At 37.3% G+C, this 18,985-nt stretch carries 12 protein-coding genes; all 12 read left to right on the top strand.

Annotated features, from left to right (window positions below; all coding sequences use genetic code 11):
• Window positions 1-9: 9 nt before the first annotated feature.
• Window positions 10-441, top strand: a complete 432-nt coding sequence (locus F601_RS0101895; RefSeq protein ID WP_018163980.1) for a VOC family protein — start codon at window positions 10-12, stop codon at window positions 439-441.
• A 45-nt stretch (window positions 442-486) separates the two neighbouring features.
• Window positions 487-1,554 carry an AraC family transcriptional regulator gene (locus F601_RS0101890; RefSeq protein WP_018163979.1) on the top strand — a complete coding sequence of 356 codons (1,068 nt, stop codon included), beginning with the start codon at window positions 487-489 and terminating at the stop codon, window positions 1,552-1,554.
• 159 nt (window positions 1,555-1,713) lie between these two features.
• Window positions 1,714-3,096, top strand: coding sequence for an MFS transporter (locus F601_RS0101885; protein ID WP_018163978.1), 1,383 nt, complete (start codon window positions 1,714-1,716; stop codon window positions 3,094-3,096).
• 13 nt (window positions 3,097-3,109) lie between these two features.
• The gene (locus tag F601_RS0101880) at window positions 3,110-5,725 is read left to right on the top strand and encodes a family 78 glycoside hydrolase catalytic domain (protein ID WP_018163977.1); all 2,616 of its coding nucleotides are present in this window, start codon (window positions 3,110-3,112) and stop codon (window positions 5,723-5,725) included.
• Window positions 5,726-5,935: 210 nt separating this feature from the next.
• Complete coding sequence (locus F601_RS0101875) at window positions 5,936-8,356, top strand: GH39 family glycosyl hydrolase (protein WP_018163976.1); 2,421 nt, start codon at window positions 5,936-5,938, stop codon at window positions 8,354-8,356.
• Between the two features lie 270 nt (window positions 8,357-8,626).
• On the top strand, window positions 8,627-10,489 hold the full coding sequence (locus tag F601_RS0101870; protein WP_018163975.1) for a glycoside-pentoside-hexuronide (GPH):cation symporter: 1,863 nt from the start codon (window positions 8,627-8,629) through the stop codon (window positions 10,487-10,489).
• A 260-nt stretch (window positions 10,490-10,749) separates the two neighbouring features.
• Window positions 10,750-11,613 carry a sugar phosphate isomerase/epimerase family protein gene (locus F601_RS0101865; protein WP_018163974.1) on the top strand — a complete coding sequence of 288 codons (864 nt, stop codon included), beginning with the start codon at window positions 10,750-10,752 and terminating at the stop codon, window positions 11,611-11,613.
• A gap of 12 nt (window positions 11,614-11,625) precedes the next feature.
• Window positions 11,626-12,057, top strand: a complete 432-nt coding sequence (locus F601_RS0101860; protein ID WP_018163973.1) for a C-glycoside deglycosidase beta subunit domain-containing protein — start codon at window positions 11,626-11,628, stop codon at window positions 12,055-12,057.
• Window positions 12,058-12,160: 103 nt separating this feature from the next.
• Window positions 12,161-14,395 carry a helix-turn-helix domain-containing protein gene (locus F601_RS0101855; RefSeq protein ID WP_018163972.1) on the top strand — a complete coding sequence of 745 codons (2,235 nt, stop codon included), beginning with the start codon at window positions 12,161-12,163 and terminating at the stop codon, window positions 14,393-14,395.
• Window positions 14,396-14,548: 153 nt separating this feature from the next.
• On the top strand, window positions 14,549-15,928 hold the full coding sequence (locus F601_RS0101850) for a PTS transporter subunit EIIC (RefSeq protein WP_018163971.1): 1,380 nt from the start codon (window positions 14,549-14,551) through the stop codon (window positions 15,926-15,928).
• 74 nt (window positions 15,929-16,002) lie between these two features.
• Window positions 16,003-17,409, top strand: a complete 1,407-nt coding sequence (locus F601_RS0101845) for a glycoside hydrolase family 1 protein (protein ID WP_018163970.1) — start codon at window positions 16,003-16,005, stop codon at window positions 17,407-17,409.
• Window positions 17,410-17,418: 9 nt separating this feature from the next.
• A complete protein-coding gene (locus tag F601_RS0101840) occupies window positions 17,419-18,750 on the top strand; it encodes an alpha/beta hydrolase (RefSeq protein WP_018163969.1) in 1,332 nt (443 codons plus the stop codon).
• Window positions 18,751-18,985: the final 235 nt, after the last annotated feature.

Here is an 18,985-nt window from a genome sequence, read left to right as displayed (position 1 = left end):
GGTAAAGTCATGAAAAAAATCGGAGCCGTTATTCATCTGGGAATTGTGGTCCCATCTTTAGAAAAAGCTTTAACAGTCTATCGTGATAAGTTTGGTATCACTGATTGGGAAATGGCTGACAAAATGGACTTTTTCAGTGATAAACTAGTAAATGGTGAGATTGGTATTGATTTTCGCAATGCTATCCATCGAGGTGAAGATGTAGAGATTGAACTCATCGAACCAACTGTTGACAGTATTTTTAAGACCTGGCTAGAAGAGCATGGACCAGGCATTCATCATGTCAAATTTGCGACAGAAATGGGTTATTCAGAATTGATGGAAATTTCAGGAAAAGCTCCATATCTGGAAATTGCATGGCCAGACAAGAAGGCAATCGTAGGTTATGCTGATTTTCTAGAGGATGCTGGGGTTTTGATTGAATTGTCCAATAATGATTAGACAAAATATGGTACAATGAGCTTATTATATATGAGGAGGGCAGGCATGCTTTCAGCTGATTCTTTAGTCCTAAGTGACCTTGAACAACGTCATAAAGCGGCTTATTTATCTGATCGTGATAAAATTCTTTTTGCTCCACTCAGTTTTGAGGATTATAGCAGGGTTATCAAGGAAGAAGAAGGTCATCTGGACTATAGAGATTTTTACCAAGAAACCAGTCGTGATGGGAAAGGTTTGACCATTTCCCGTAGTAAACTCTATGAGACAACAGATATTTTTATGTCTCAACATCCACGATATTCCTATCCTATTCTTCATAATCATGAATTTGTTGAGTTGATTTATGTAATGAGTGGAACTTGTATCAATTATATCAATGGCAAAGCTATCACCATGAAAAAGGGCGACCTCTGTTTTATGGCCCCCTCAACTATCCATGCTCTGCTATCTGTCAGTGATAATGACGTAATTTTCAATATATTGCTCTGGGAAGATAATTTTTCCAATAATTTCCCTAGTCTTTTAAAACGTGATGATCAGATAGCTCAATTTTTCAAGCAGATTCCACTTGCAACTAATAACACTCCATATATGATTTTTCATACAGGCAATGATAAAGCTATTGAAGAATCTATCTTAGCGTCTTATCAGGAATTTGTGGATAAAAAGAATCATTATATCGAAATGATTAGTTTAAAGATTAATGAGATTTTTATCGAATTGGGACGCAGTCATCTTCCTCATTTAATACTTGGTAATGCACAAGAGCAGCAGACAGATGCCTATGTCTATCCTATTGTTAGTTTTATTCAAATGAATTATCAAACAATCTCCTTAAAAGAACTAGCCACTATTTTTTCCTATAGCGAAGCCTATTTGAGCAAGTTAATCAAAAAGAAGACAGGTCAGACCTTTAAAGAAATTGTGGAAATAGCTCGGATTGAGGATGCCAAGTCTTTGGTGCTAAGTACAGACTACACCTTGACAGAAATTAGCCAACGGACAGGCTATTTTGATTCAAGCCATATGAACCGCGATTTTATTAAGCGTTTGGGTTTGCCACCTAAAAAGTGGCTACAAACCATGCAGGAAAATAAAGAGACAGGGAACTAATTGCTGAGCGATTAGTTCCTTTTTCAATTCCTCATTTGACAGCTTGCCAAATGTCGTTTTTTTACTAAGTAAGAGATAAAAAAATACAATCTCAAAACAAGTGTAAGCGATATCATATAGTTAAAGAATACGCCAGACGTACAAGAAAGGAGTTTTCTCATGGAAAACAATCAAACACAGGCTGTTGAAAAAACAAGTAAGGCAACAGCCATATCTTATGGTCTTGGAGAAGTTGGGACACAGCTCTCTTGGTATATGATCAATACCTATCTCATGATTTTTTATACGGATGTTGTCGGCTTAGCTGCAGGAGCAATTTCTATCATTATGCTGATTGCTCGTATTTGGCAATGTCTAGCTGGACCTGCTTGGGGAATTATCCAAGATAGGGTTGACACCAAATGGGGTAAATTCAGACCATATTTGCTATTCCTACCCGTTTTTCTTGGTATTTTTAATGTCTTAACATTTACAGTCCTACCAGTTACCGGTGTAGCAAAAGTTATTCTCTGCCTAGTTTGTTATATTTTAGCAGGAACCTTCTATACTGGGATTAGTAATGCCTATGCTGCCTTGGTAAATGTCATTGCTCGCGATTCTCAGGTTCGTATGAACTATTCATCAGCACGTTCGGTGGCCTCATCTGTTATTGGTATTGTTTTGTCAGCAGTAGCTATGCCAATGATTCTATTCTTCAGCAAGAGTGATACAGCCAATGCTTCTGGTTATTTTTGGACAACAGTTATTTGTACCTTGGTTATGATTCCTTCAATTATTATTTGTGGTCTCAAGTGTAAGGAAGTTGTTCAAGTTGAAAAACCTCAAGGTGCAGCGCAAAAGACTTCTATTGCTCAATCTTTCAAACTTTTAGCTCAAAATAAAATGCTCTTAATTGTTGTTCTCTTGACCTTCTTTGGAGCAATGGGACAAATGCTTCGTATGTCTATGCTGGCCTACTACATCATCTATGTTGTTGGATCTTTTACCATGGTAGCACCAGTTATGACAACAATGACCGTCATGCAACTTTTGGGTTCCATGGCACTTCCTTGGGGAACTAAGATTTTTGGTAAGAAGATGTACATGCTTTACAACAATATTGCACAAGTTGTCTGCATGCTCTTGATTTTCATTCTCCCAGCTTCAAACACAGTTATTTTCTTGATTCTTAGTGCTGTTATTGGATTTACCAATGCGGCAGCTAGTATCACTTTTGGTATGATGTCTGACAGTATTGAGTATGGTGATTGGAAGTATGGAGTACGTAATGTTGGTTTGTCTGTTTCAACTCTTATGTTGTCAGTAAACGTTTCTACAGCGATTACAGGTTCAATCGGGGTTCTCTTGCTTGCTACAACTGGTTATGTGGCTGGTGCTACACAAACCCCAGAAGCAGTCTCTGGAATTAATATGTTGGTCAACCTAGCGCCAGCTATCTTGGCTGCCCTTTCTGCCATCATTGTTTTGTTCTATAAAATTGATGGTAAAATGTTGGACCAAATTGCTAAAGACTTAGATGCTCGAAAAGAAGCTGCAGAATAAGAGAGGTAAAGATATGACTCGTATTTATGATTTGGAAGTTGTTCCTGAAGAACAAGCGCGATTTTCTTGGAAATTGGAAGGTCTCCTAGATCAGATTGCCTACCAAATTACCGTTAAGGATAAAAATGATAACCTAGTGTGGGATAGTGGCAAGGTTGATAGTGAGAAACGTCGCGGTATCCTAGCGCCAGCATTTCCAAAAGAAAGTGTCCTAACTTGGCAGGTTCAAGTTGATTTGGAAGATGGAAGCCAAGTACTAGCAGAAGGTAATACTTTCTTTACTGGTATCAAGGAATGGACAGCCAAATGGATTGAACCAGATCGTACTAGAAAACCGCTCATTGATAAAAAATTTGCTTGGGAAGTTCGTAAGTTTAAGGAGGAAGCGATTGAGCGATTGGATGCTCCAGTCTATCTTCGTCGTGAATTTGATTTGGAAAGTCTTCCTCAAGAAGCCCTGCTCTATATGACAGCGCGTGGTATCTATGTTGCCTATGTGAATGGTCATAAGGTTTCAGACTTATTTGCTCCAGGTTATACTGCTTACCAGAAACACATTGACTATCAGGTTGCTGATGTTGCCAAATACCTTAAAGCGGGTAAAAATGTTTTGGCCTTTATCTTAGCTGATGGCTGGTATACTGGTAAGATTGAATATATCGGGGTTGGTCAGCAGTATGGTACTGAAAATAGCCTTTTGGCAGAGTTGAAACTCTATCAGGCAGATAATAGTGTTCAATCTGTCATCACTGATGAGACTGTCAAATGGACAGAAAATGGACCAATTCGCTTTGCTGATCTTTATGTCGGGGAATACTATAACCAAGCTGATGAATTGACAGGTTGGTTGATAGAAGATTATTCTGATAAAGATTGGCAAACTGCTAGTGTCAAAGACTACGCTTATGATGGTCTGACCCTTCAAACCATTCCATCCATTTCGGTCTCAAGAACTATTCGTCCGACAATCCTTCGCAGTCCTAAGGGTGAGTTGATTTTGGATGCTGGAGAAATTATTGTTGGGTATACCTCATTTAACAATCTCGCTTTAGCTAAAAATACAGTTGTTTCTTTTGAACACAGTGAAACCTTAGATAAAGAAGGAAACTTCTTGCAAAATATTCTAGGGCAAAATAAAGAGCAAAAAGACTACTATGTTGCTGGTCAAGACGGCCTTCATGCTTGGGCACCAGATACTACCTTCCATGGTTTCCGCTATGTCAAGATTGAAGGGACATTGGACTGTGACCCAAGTCATTATGAGATTAATGTCATTGTAACACCACTGAAAGCTGCTGGTTCCTTTACAGTATCTGATCAACGCTTAAACCAACTTCAAGAAAACATTATCCGTTCCCAAGAAGGCAATATGATTTCTATTCCTACCGATTGCCCTCAACGTGAACGTACAGGTTGGACAGGGGACATGCAAGTTTATGCACCAACAGCCTGCTATGAAAAAGATGTTGAACAATTCCTTCGCCATTGGTTAGAAGATATGAGACATGAACAGTATGAAGATGGTCAAATTCCTCAGGTTATTCCATGTCCGCCATCTCATGATTACATGAAACCGGAAGGAGAAGATGCTGTTAACACTGCTGGATGGTCAGATGCAGCCGTTATTGTTCCTTGGCGCCTCTATGAATTCTATGGTGATAAGCAAATTCTTGAAGAGAATTATGAAATGATTTATCGCTATATGAAGTCAGTTGAGGCACGTATGGCTCTCTTACCAAATGACTATGAGGACATGACACCTGACCGTCAAGCTTATCAAAAGTATCTATGGAACACTGATTTCCAATTCGGGGATTGGCTTATGCCTAGTGCTGGTCAAGAAAGTGCGAAATACACTGGAAATGAAGTGGCAACCTTGATGACGGTCATGACAACAGACTTGATGGATAAAATTTCCAGCCTACTGGGTCATGAAGAGACAGCAGCCCACTTTAGAGACTTGAACCAAAATATTAAGTCAGCCTATGTCAAGGAATATATGACTAGTGATGGAAAAATGACCAGTGATTATCAAGGTGTCTATGTCCTTGCTTTAGCAACGGATACTGTTCCTGAGGAACTCAAGGCAGCAAGTTTAGCACGCCTTAAAGAAATGATTCATGAAAATGGAGATCGACTTGATACTGGCTTCTTATCAGTTGCCTACTTACTACCACTCTTGCATGAATTAGGTGAAGAGAAATTGGCTAATAAACTTCTTTTCCGTGACCAGTCTCCATCTTGGCTATATGAAATCAAAATGGGAGCAACTACTATGTGGGAAGCTTGGGACTGTTATGCAGAAGATGGAACGCCTAGTGCTGACTCCATGAACCACTTTGCCTTTGGTTGTGTGGGGGAATATCTTTTCCGTACTGTTTTAGGTATTGATAAACAAGAGGCAGGTTTCCAAAAAGTTTTGATTAAACCAGATTTAGCGTCAGGACTTCATTACGCCAAAGGCCATTATGATTCCATTTGGGGACCAATCGCAGTTGACTGGAAACTAATTGGTGATAAGGCAATGCTAGATGTTAGCTTGCCACCAAATGTGACAGCAGATATTGAAATTGGAAATCAACGTTTTGAGAATATTAAGCATCAATTTGATACAACTGTAACCCTCTAAATAGAGTAAGCCAAGAGTGAGCACCATTCTTGGCTTTTTTACTGTTAGTCCGAGTATTGTTATACAAAAAAGAATGGTATAGTGAGCTTATTAGAATTTAGTTTCTTTCTAACATAAAGTAAACAAGTCGAAAAATTAATTTTGTTACTTGATCAAAATATGATATAATAGTTCTTTGCAAGAAAGCGCATACAGAAAAGAGGTGGAAAAATGGACTTTTCAAATCCCTGGGATAATATCAAAATTAGGGCATTAAGTCACTCAGAGGAAATTCAGTATTTTGATTCAAGAATTCATATCGTTTATGTTCTCTTTGGTGAAGCAGTCATCAAAAATCAGTCCAGTCAGCTTAAACTTGGAAAAGATGATTTTTTGATTCTTTCCAAAACAGATAAATACGATTGCCAAGTTAAGAATGATGCAAAAGTTTTTTATTTTACGCTAGATTACTTTGCTAAAAATTCAAATGACAACTATGTTCTTGCTTTTCGAGGAGATAGCATTAACAAGCCACGGGCCATGGATAATGACTTGGTCTATCAATTACGTCAGCTGCTCTTGATGAAAATATTAAAGGATAAAAGTAATCAGTCCAAGGTTTATAAACAGTATTTTACATTGATTACTCTGCTTGAAGATTATTATCAAGTTAAGCTGCGTAGCAATCATCAGAAAAATATCCGTGGGCAGATTGAAGATTTAAAATTTTATATTGATAATAATTTTGAAAAAGATATCAGGCTGTCGGACTTAGCAGATCAACTTTATGTCACTGAGCAGTATTTGTCTCGTGTATTTAAAGAGCAGAACGGAGTGGGTGTTTCCGAATATCTTATTCGAAGACGTCTTGCCAAGGTTAGACAGCTACTGTTGGAAAGTGAAGATAGCATTACTGATATTGCCTATTCAGCTGGCTTTTCCAATATTAATTCCTTTAACCGTATTTTTAAAAAATATCAAGGGATGACACCTAGTGACTATCGTTTAGAAATTAAAAATAATCTGTTGGTTTCGTCATCGGGTCGTGAAAAAGAAACAATCAATTATGATGATATTCAAGAATACTTGCAGGAAAATGCTGTTCAGTCAACTGATATGTCAATTACCTTTGACCCTGAGAAGATTCTTGAGTTTGAAAAAGATAAACTATTGATTAATTTAGGCTATGCTGGTGATTTACTACATACCTCTTTAGTCAAGGAGATTGGTTTCACTAATTCTTATACTTCTTTCCGGTATGGCCGCATTTGGGGACTGCTGAGTGATACGATTTTAAAACAAAAAGGTGATTACTTTGATTTTTCTAAGGTTGATGAAATCGTTCAAAATATTTTAGATATGAATTTAATTCCTTTCTTGGACTTAGGATTTAAAGGAAAACAAATTCATCAATCAGTTGAGACCATTATTAGTCGAGAAGCCTTTCAATTACCATCACATGACATGGCAGAAATTTTAAAACGATACCGTAATCTGATTCAACATTTTCTAGATAGATATGGGTATGATGAGGTGGCTAAGTGGAAAATTGAACTTTGGAAACCTAATACTCACGTCTTAGAAACTATCGCTCAAGAAGAATTAGCTTTGCTGAAACTGAATGACAACCAACTAGATTTGACAAAGACTGAAGATTATTTGACATTTTTTAGTTTAATCAAACAAGAAATTCAAGGCATTATTCCAGATTTAGAAGTAGGTGGTAGTGGTATTACTCTTAATCTTGAGAAGGATAGCTATAAGGACTTTATTCAAACCTGGTCTGTTCAAAAAGTTAAACCTGATTTTATCACTTTCACTGCCTATTCCTTAGATATCTTGAAACAAAATTTTGACAATGCAGATAGTCAGGCTCTCATTTCATCAGACAGTAATTTTTTGAAAGCTAGTTTGAGAGAAGCTAAGCATATTATTGAACAGGCTCAGCTGTGTTCAAAATTGATTGTTTCGGAATTCAATTTGACCAATAGCTCAAGGGATATTATTAATGATTCTGCTTTCAAGGGGCCATATATTATCAAGAATCTTTTAGCTCTGCTTGATATTTGTGATTTAGTAGGCTATTGGCAATTCTCGGATATTTCTTTCACTAGTTTTGATGTTAATGAAAAAGAGAGTTTTGGAGGAAGTGGCCTTATTTCTAAGAGTGGTATAGCTAAACCTAGTTTTTATGCTTTTGACTTCCTTAATTCTCTTGGAAATCAGCTACTTTATTTCTCCGAAGGAGTTGTTATTACTAAGTCAAGACGTAAAATTGTTATTCTACTTTATCATTATTGTCATCTCAATAGTCTTTATTATTATTCAGGGAATGAACCTTTTACTGCTAAAAATATTGCTTCTCTGTTTGAGAATGATGGTAATAGAAAATTTCAATTTAAGATACCGACTGATGATGATAAAAGAACTTATAAAATGAAGACTCGTAGAATTGGCAATAGTGGGGGAGCATTCCTTACAGAAGCAGAAAAAGTCAGTTCGAACACTAATTTTAACCGTGAAGAAATCAATTATCTTAAATATAGATGCATACCAAGTTTGAAAACAGATTTAATTGTGTCACGTGATAATTTACTGGAATTTCGGACAGAATTAAAACCACATGACATGGTCTTGATTGAGATTAGTTAAAAATATAACAATCTTAGTGTAATAGAAAATATTTTTTTAAAAACTCTGCTTTAGGCAGGGTTTTTGTGTCTTCAATTTGATCTGTGACCTTAAAGTTTTAATAAAATATGGTCTTTTTTTAAACTCTTAAAGAAATAATTATCGAAGATGCCAAAAAAGTGCTATTAGGAAAGCAAATACAGAAGAGTTAAACGCTTACATTTTTGGTTTAATAGGATTGTAAATAACGTTGCAACACTTACATTAAAAGAATTTCTGGAGGCAGATCTAATGGATAATCAGAAACAAAAACTGAGTAAATTCAGTATTATGATGTACGGGATGGGGGACTTAGCCAGTCAGTTCGTTTGGACTTTTGTAGGTACTTACCTAACCGTTTACTATACTGATATTGTTGGCTTGGCACCTGCAGCGGTTTCAGCCATTATGTTGGGAGCGCGTCTCTTTGACGCCTTTAATGACCCTGTTATGGGGATGATTGCTGAGCGAACCGAATCTAAGTGGGGACGCTTTAGACCCTATATTCTCTTTGGATCACCTTTCTTAGCTGTTTTTAGTGTTTTGACCTTCACTGGTCCTTTTGGAAATGGCTTTGCTGGGGTCATGTGGGCGGCCTTCACCTATGTTGTAGCAGGTATGCTTTATACTCTGGTTAACATTCCATACGGTGCCATGGCAGCAGTTATGTCTAGTGATGAAAATGAGCGTAATAGTCTCAATGCCTTCCGTTCTGTTGGTATGAACGTTGGTATGATTATCGTTAACTCTCTATCAGCAGTTATTATGTTAGCCTTCTCAGGAGGTTCTAAGGTTGCTACTCAATCTGGTTACCTAACAACAGCAGTTATTTATGCCATCATTTCACTTCCAATCTTCTATGGTGTTTTCAAAACATCAAAAGAAGTGGTTAAACCTATTCGTAGCGAAAAAGTTTCTTTTGGAACAACCATTAAAAATGTCCTTGGAAACAAATATTTGATGATCCTTTTGGTCATCATGATCTTGCAAATGACAGCTTTTATGGGTCGTATTGCATTGACAACTTACTATGTTATTTACTGTTTGGGGGCTTTCACTCTTATCGCTCTCTTGATGACACTTCCATCAATCGGTGGTGCTGTTGGTTCATTCTTGGTAGTGCCATTAGTTAAACGTTTTGGTAAACGTATGGTCCTAGCTGTTTCCTTGCTCATTCAAGGTCTAGGACTCTTGCTCATCTATTTCACTGATTTTTCAAACCTCCCAATGGTTATTGTCGGACATGTTATCTATGGTTTCTCTGGTATTGGATTCCCTATTACCCTTACCATGGTTGCGGATGCTGTTGACTACCAAGAGTGGAAAACAGGGGTTCGTACTGACGGTACAGCCTATGCCACATATGGACTTGCTACTAAAGTTGGTAATGCCGTAGGTGCTTCAGTCGGCGTTCTTGTTCTTGGTGCCATGGGTTACCAACCAAATGCTCAACAAACTGAAACTGTTCTTAATGGTATTAACTTAGTCGTTAACTTAGCTCCAGCTGTTCTCTTTATCTTGGCAGCTCTTGTAACCTTTGTCTTCTGGAATCTTTCTGAAAAACGTATGGAAGAAATCCACTTTGAATTGGAAGACAAACGTACTATCCGTGCTAAAGTTGACCAAGTTGCAGAAGTACCAAGTGATGTTAAAGACGAAAAACTCTATGCACCAGTTGCTGGTCAAGTTATCGCTCTTGCTGATATCAAAGACAATGTCTTCGCTAGTGGTGCTTTGGGTCTAGGTGTCGGTATTAAACCATCTGCTAACCTCTTGGTAGCTCCTGCAGCAGGTGAAGTAACTACAATTGCACCAACAGGACATGTGTATACTTTAAGAACTGACAGTGGTGCTGAAATCTTGCTTCACATCGGTATCAATACTGTTAATCTAGGCGGTAAAGGATTTGCTAAGATGGTTAAGGTTGGTGACAAGGTTAAAGCTGGTGACCAATTAGGTGCCTTTGATCGTGAACTTATCGCAGAAGAAAAACTTGATGATACAGTTATGGTTCTTGTAACGAATGCAGCAGAATACGCTGAAGTTAAAGATTTGAATACTGCTCAAGTTGCTAACGGTGATGATCTTCTTCTTTTGAAGAATAAGGAAGCTTAGGTTACCATTTTAATAAACAATAAACTCCTTTAAAGTCTTTAATATTTTGACTGCAATCGCCTCCTTCGGGAGGTGACTTTTTTATATTGCCTTTAAGTTTAAGTTAAGTGAGAAGATAAAAATCAATCATACATTTCTAAACTGGGACGAATTTTTTCACCTATCTTCAAGATAAATGGTGACCAGTAATCATAAAATGTGGTGAGTTTTACTTTACAGTTTACACTATAATGAGTTTAGATAAATCAAGGAGGAAAAACATGACTAATAAAATCAAACGTGGTGTAGCCATTTATAGCTATTCTGGTGAATATGGCCGCAGTATGAATTTGGAAGATTGCTTCAAAGACATGTACGACATGGGAGCTACAGGTATTGAAATTCTAGCTAATTCACACATTGACTCTTATCCAGAATTGAGTGACGACTACCTAGCAGAATGGAATCGTCTTTGTCAAAAATACAATATTGAACCTGCTGAGTACGGTCATTGGATTGATACACGACTCTATAAAGATAGAGATATGAGCTTGGAGGAGGCGCGTGAAAAATTAATCAATGACTTTAAGATTGCCAATAAACTTGGTTTCAAGATTCTCAGAACTAAGATGGGGGTTATCAATGGTGAACTAGCTCCAGTAGAAAATTGGCGTGAAATTATTAAGAGTGTCTTGCCTGAGGCAGAAAAATACGATGTCATCATGTGCCCGGAAATTCATTTAACAACAGTTTTGGCAGACCAATTTGTTCAGGATTATGTGGACTTCATTGAAGAAACAGGAACTAAGAATTTTGGACTTAATATTGACCTCAGTGTTTTCCAAAACCGTTTTGATGTACCGGGAGTTGTTGTCTTTAATCCAGATTCTAAACATTCTTTGCCAGAAGAAATTATTCCGCTTCTGCCTTATGTCAAATGTATCCATGCTAAGTTTAATAAGATGGATGATGACTTTAACGAGTTAACCATTCCTTACCCAGAAGTTTTGAAAATTCTCAAGGAACATGGTTGGGAAGGTTACCTACTCAGTGAATATGAGGGAGAGAAGAAGGATGTACCAGGTTTTGTTTCTCAGGAACTTCGTAAACACCATGTCATGATGAAACGTATTTTGGGACATTAAGGAGGTAAGAACATGTTAGAATTACAAGTTATTCAATATCGTGGATTTCATAATATTGTTGAAGATGGAGAAGTTGTTGGATTTCAAGTTTGTGTGCGCTCAGATTATTATCGTGGCGTTTGGCTTAGTCAGCTTCGTCCCGGAAAACTCATTGTTGATGGCGTAACCTATGCCAAAGAACAAGTTATTTGGGAAATCAATGGCAAAGATTATACTGTTGATGAATTGGCTCAGGCTTCAAATGACTTTTGGTGCATCACTGACGTTGCAACTCTAAAGGTCATGCAAAAAGGCGGTTTAGCCCAAGGTTTCCATGATGTCTCTGTTCGCTTTGCAGCATCTTGTTCCTATATGCCGCCTTTCCTTGATATTTTCGATGAAAATGGGGATGAAAACAGCTTTAACGGTGGAACTTATACCAGAGAAAAAATGATCATCGTTTAAAAAATTAATTGAAGAAATAAAACTGCTTCAGGTTTTCTGAAAGCAGTTTTTAGGCTATAATGGAGAGAAGTGACAAACGCTTACAAGTTGAATTGGAGAAATAATGCTTAGTGTACACATTTATGATAAGGGAATTCAAGTAGAGAATCATAAAATCAAAATCCTCTACAACCTTTCATCACCCCTAGAAGTCAATGAGCAAAAACTTGATACATTTGACATTTTATTGGTTAATGCAGCAGACAAAATGCTCATCAGACAAAATGAAGTTGATAAGATGACTTATGCTATTTTCTATATTGACGAGATGGAGTTAGTTAGACTTTTTCAAGATAAGCACTTGTTATTTGCTTGTGACAGTAGCCAGGAAAAAAATGATAATTTTAGGCCTTTGAGAGAGTGTTTGACAAAACTTTTGCTAGCAAATTCTGAAGAAGATCCTTTTGCTAAAGTTTCTTTTCAAGAGTATACCTACAAACTTTATCTCTTGCTCATGAATCATTTCAGAATCAGTAAGCTTTCTTTAGGAAGTTTATCTCTGTCAGAAAGGTTTGAACACTATATAGCAGAGCATTTTCAATCAGATTTAAGTTTGGTAAAGATTAGTGGGGATTTCTTTATGACTCCTCAATACTTTTCTAAATTATTTAAAGAGATCATGGGAGTCACCTTTTATAAGTATCTCACAGCTGTCCGTTTAGATTTTGCCAAAAATCAATTGCTGGACTCCGATAAAACCATTTTAGAGGTGGCTTTAGACAGTGGTTTTGCCAACGTAAATGCTTTTAATAGGGCTTATAAAGAGAAATATCAAGAATTACCTAGTGATTTTAAAAAAGTTCAAAGAAAGCAAGAAGTCCAAGACGTCAAAGCTGATTTTCAAGTCTTATCACAACTTTTGGAAGGACAAATAGCAGAGCAGCAAGAAGATAATCAGCAAGACCTCTTTATTGATGTTAGTGATCGAAAAGCTACCGATGCTTACTGGCAAAAGGTTATCAATATTGGGGATGTTACTAAACTTAATCAAAAAAGAACAGAAGAGCAGTTTTTGGATTTTCAGTCTGAAATGAAGTTTGAATATGTCCGCTTAAAGTTGGATTATCCAGAAGATTATAATCATGGCTATTCCTATTTTGAGGAAGAGTCCTACATGGATTTCTTAGTCAGATTGAATCTCAAGTTTCAATTTGTTCTTGATTTTAGGGAATTTGAGCGTCAGGAATCCTATATGACCTATTTAAGGGGGTTGCTTTCGCATTTTTCCAACCGTTACAGTATAGAACGTCTACGACAATGGCGTTTTGAACTAGATTATGTTACGATTTTTGATGACCAAAAATGCCAGCATTATGCTTCAGCCTATCAAATGATTTCGGATCTTCTAAAATGTTACAAAATTGAGGAAAGTTTATATGGACCAGGTTTTATTTTGGGAGACATTTCAAGTTTTCGTTTATTTATGACTAAAGTCAAAAGTGGTATTATGCCAAAGATTGACCACCTAACCTTCCATGTGCTCCCGCATATTGCTAACAAAGATAGTAAGGATAATCTTGTCTTTCAGACTGTGACGGATGTTAATTACATCAAAAATCAGCTAGAGATGGTTCAAACTGAACTTGATAAATCCCAGCACTATTATCACATTGTCGAGTGGCGTGATTATCAGCCTTACCATCTCTGGATTAATGATTCTACTTTTAAAGCAGCCTCAATCATTAAAAATACACTAGCTTGCTTGGGTATGTTAGAAGATTTGGCTTGGAATCCGCCCTTAGATTCTCTACTGGATCATAGAAATGGTAATCTAACATTCGGTGGTGAAGGTTGTATTACCCAACATGGTATTAAAAAGCCGTCTTTTTATGCTCACTCTTTTCTCAGTCGTCATGGACGGGACTTGCTTGCTTTTGACGACAAGGCTTTGGTAACCTCTTCTGGTCATAATATTAGTATTGTTAGCCATAATTGTTCACCCTTGAATTATCGCTATTATTCTCAAACAGATGATAATCAGCACTATCGTTATGAAGACTACTTTGAGAACTTAGAAAAATTAAGTTTAAATTTTGATATTGGGGGAATGAAAGAGGGGACCTATCTGATTAAAACGCGTGTCGTTAATTCGAAATCTGGTAGTCTTCAAGACTTGATGTCTAAAGTTTTCTTGGATGATGTGACTACTTTTGGGGATTCTGAAATTGATTATCTCAAGTCTCAAGCTGTCCCAAGTTTGACCCTGTCACAGGTAACTGTTTCTGATGGTCATTTGAATTGGCAGGTTGAACTGCAAGCTAATGAGATTTGTTACAGTCACATTATTTATCTTTATTAAGGAAAATCTTAAAAAATATTTCAAATAATTAATCTGATATTTTTTCTCGGACTATCAGGTTAATTATTTTTGTTTTTTCTCATAAAAATCATGAGGAAAGCTCTGCTATTTTCCCGTAAAATAAAGCTATCAAAAACAAAGAGGAGATAAGCTATGGATTACAATAAGCTTAGTCAAGAGATTCTTACGCATGTGGGTGGAGAATCTAACATCGAGTCAGCGACACACTGTGTTACACGTCTACGTCTAAAATTGAGAGACGAGTCTAAGGCGGATACTGCCTATCTTGAAAATCTTGAAGGCATCATTGGTGTTGCTAAGGCTAGTGGTCAGTATCAAATTATCATTGGTAATGAAGTTTCAAATGTTTATAAAGCCTTCTCAGCTTTATTTGAAAATTCTAAACTTCAAGGAGAAGTTGAAGCAGATCATCTTCCTGAAAAACCAAAAGGTTTTAAAGGTTATTTGAACAATGCTTTGGATGTCTTCATTAGCTGTTTCACACCATTAATCCCAGTTATTGCTGGGAGCGGGATGATTAAGGTTGTCCTTTATCTATTGTCAACTTTCAATCTATTGTCTTCAGATAGTTCTACCTACCAAATTCTTTTCATGGTTGCTGATACAGTCTTCTATTTCCTTCCTGTTATGGTTGGTTATACAGCTGCTAAGCGATTGAATGTCGATCTTTTCATCGGTATGGTTCTAGGGGCGATTATTATCCACCCTACACTTTTAACTTTAGCAGGTGAAGAAGGTGCTGCTTTTACAAGTTTAGCTGGTCTTCCTGTTAAGATTGTAGACTACAGTGCACAAGCTCTTCCAGTTATTTTGACAGTTTGGTTGGCAAAATATGTGGATATGTTTACAGCGAAAATTTCACCAAATGTTGTTAAAGTTTTCTTGCGTCCTATGTTGACACTCTTGATTACTGCTCCAATTATGTTGGTTGTTATTGCACCTTTAGGCAGTCTTTTAGGTGACTACTTCCAAGTATTTGCTAATCTTATGAACCAATGGGGTTGGTTGGCAGTTGGTCTTAATGCTGCGCTTTTCCCACTTCTCGTTTTGACTGGTATGCACAATGCTCTTATTCCTTTGATTATCACTATGTTTGCAAGCCAAGGTTTCGATGCAGTTTTGATTCCTTCAGGTTTAGTAGCTAATATTGCTGAAGGTGGTGCAGCAGCAGGTGTCGCTGCGCGTGCTAAAAATAAAGCAACTAAGAGTGTCGCTGTTTCAGCTGCAATTTCAGCAGTCCTTGGTATTACAGAACCTGCTCTTTACGGTGTTAACCTTCGCTTTAAAAAACCTTTCTATGCTATGTTACTTGGTTCATTCATCTCAGGATGTATCGCAGGACTTCTGCATTTGACAGCCTATAGCTTTGTTAGTCCTAGCTTGCTCTCATTGCCAATCTTTATTGGTGAAAACAGCAACTTGATTATCGCCTTGTTGACATCAGCTTTGTCATTCATCATTACTTTTGTTATTACTTATGTTATCGGTTTTGATGAAGAACAAAATACTTAGAAAAAATTGTAAAAAGGGATAATTACTATCCCTTTTTACCTTAAAATTGTTTAGAAGAATGGAAAGAGGAAATAATGAAAGATAAATTTTTCTGGGGAGCCTCTACGGCAGCCAATCAAGTAGAAGGCGGTTGGAATCAAGATGGAAAAGGTGTTAGTGTCATTGATGTTTTGGCGAAAACAACTGGACATCGTGAAGAAACAAGAGGTGTACAAGAAGGGCGTTATTACTCTTCACATACAGCAGTAGATTTTTACAACCATTATGAAGAAGACATTGCTATGATGGCAGAGATGGGTCTTAATTCCTATCGTATGTCCATTGCCTGGACTCGTATCTATCCAACAGGTTTAGAAACTGAGCCTAATGAAGCTGGTCTTGCTTTTTATGATAAGGTTTTTAATTTGTTGGCAAAATATGGTATTGAGCCTATCGTTACTATCTCACATTATGAACCACCTTTTGAATTGGCTCTTCAAGGTGGCTGGTCAAAACGTGATATGATCGATTTGTACTTGAAATATTGTCAGACCATCTTTGAACGTTACAAAGACAAGGTGAAATACTGGATTACTTTTAATGAAATCAATTGTATGTTGGTTCCCTTTGGAATCATGACAGCTGGAGGTGTCTTTTCTCCAATTCGTTCGGAAGAAAATACACTCCAACTTCGTCTTCAATGTCTCCATCATCAGTTTGTTGCTAGTGCAAAAGCTGTTGTCTTGGCCAAATCCATCAATCCGGATTTCCAAATGGGCTGTATGATAGCTTCTATGCTCAACTATCCTTTGACACCAAATCCAGAAGATGTTCGTTTGGCGGATAAAGAAAATCTGATTAAAAACATGTTCTGTAGTGATGTCATGATTAAAGGAGCCTATCCTTATTACATTAAGGAATACTTTGCTGAGAACCACATCCAACTGGATGTGGAAGAAGAGGATCTAGACATCATCAAAAAAGGGACTGTTGATTTCTATTCTTGCTCATACTATATGTCATCTTGTATCGGTATTGATCCTGATGCCAAAACAGTCAGTGGTAATCTATTATCTGGCCTTAAAAACCCTTATCTGGTTGAAAGTGAATTTGGTTGGCAGATTGATCCAAAAGGTATGGAGATTTTCTTACACCGTGTCTATGATCGCTACCAACTTCCTATCATGATTGTAGAAAATGGTCTGGGTGCTAAAGATGAATTAGTTGATGGAAAAATCCATGATGATTACCGTATTGCCTATCTCAAAGAACACATTAAGACACTTAAAAATGTCATTGCTCAAGGAGTGGATGTTATCGGCTATCTTCCATGGAGTGCCATTGACCTAATGGCCTTGTCTACAGGAACCATTGACAAACGATATGGTTTCATCTATGTAGATGTTGATAGTGAGGGCAAAGGCAGCTTCAAACGTTATCGTAAGGATTCATTTTATTGGTATAAGGATGTCATTGCATCTAATGGTGAAAATTTGGATTGAGGTAGAATCATGAAAAAATATGTAACTTTTGCAACAACTTTGTGCTTGGTCTCAGGACTCGCTGCTTGTCAAAATGATAAAACAGCAGAAAGTGTGGATGTTACAGGTACTTACTCAGCTTATCTCCAAGGAGACGATTGGGGAGAAAGTATTAATAAGATTACTCTTAAGCTGGATCAGAAAATTGACACTTCAACAATCTCTGGAGATGATTTCCTGATTTCTGAGAAAAAGGAAATTTTCAATTGGATGGAGCCTGAGAAGGGTCTTGTTGAGACAGACTTTGATCGAACAGTTATTGAAGCCTATGCTAGTGATGAAAAAGGTGAAAAACAGGACAAGAATAGCGATTACCTAACGATTGAAATGACAGTTGGTCCAAATGATGGCCGCTATTTCATACAAGCTCCGGATTCACCAACTAGTCAATATCCAAAACTTTATGATGTCACTGTTAAGCTTTCTGAAGATAGCGATTTGACAGCAGGAGGTAGCCAAGTGACGTCATTAGACATTAATCCGAAGATGACTAACCTATCACATTCTGCAGAGGAATTTAAGCTAGATTCTTATCAAGCAAGTGATGGAACTCAGTATCAATATGCTTATTCTGAACCTGATGAGGACAGCGATACCTTAGTGGTTTGGCTCCATGGTCTTTTGGAAGGTGGTAAGGAAAATACGGATCCTTATATCAGTCTTTTGGGAAATGAAGCCGCAAACCTAGCGAAAGAAGATTTTCAAAAAACAATTGGTGATGCACATGTCCTAGTGCCTCAATCTCCAAGTTTCTGGATGGATAAAAGTGGTAGCGATGAGCTAGTTGATGGTCGTATAGTCTCAGACGGAACTTCTCACTACACTGAATCACTCCATGAATTGATTGCGGAATACAAAGAAAAAGTCGGGGCTAAAAAAGTCATTATCGCAGGCTGCTCTAATGGCGGCTATATGGGGATGATTTTAGCTAGAGAATACGGCACAGAATATGATGCTTACATGCTTCTTTGTGAAGCTATGGAAGATCAATTTGTCACCGATGATGATATTGAGAAACTAAAAGATTTACCACTCTACTTTGTTTACTCTAAAGACGACACAACAGTTATTCCAGAGGAAAATGAAATTCCGACTATTGAGCGTTTGCGAGAAGCAGGAGCAAGCAAAATTCAAGTTACAGTTTATGACCATGTCAAAGACACCAGCGGACGACTAACTGATGACAATGGTGAAGCTTATGACTTCGGTGGACACTCAGTTTGGGTACCATTCTTCAACAACGAAGTTGTCAGCGAAGATGGAACTTCAGCTTGGGAATGGCTGGCAGAGCAGGTGAAGTAAGTCTATTGCTGAAAACTTGGAAGTCACAAGAATAATTTTTTAACAAGGCGAGGCTGGGCAAAAACTAGCTTCAGAACACAAAAAAACGGGCATTTCCGCAGTTGGAGATGCTCGTTTTCCTATGTCATGGTTTATAATTATAATAACGACAAAACAATTAGAAAGCCATGACTATGTATAAAGAGTATAACACAAATCAGTTAAGTTTGGAACTAAATCTTGCTTACGATATTCC

Origin of the sequence: Streptococcus henryi DSM 19005 (genome assembly GCF_000376985.1) — a bacterium.
GTDB lineage: Bacteria > Bacillota > Bacilli > Lactobacillales > Streptococcaceae > Streptococcus > Streptococcus henryi.
This window is presented reverse-complemented; position numbering and strand designations above follow the sequence as displayed.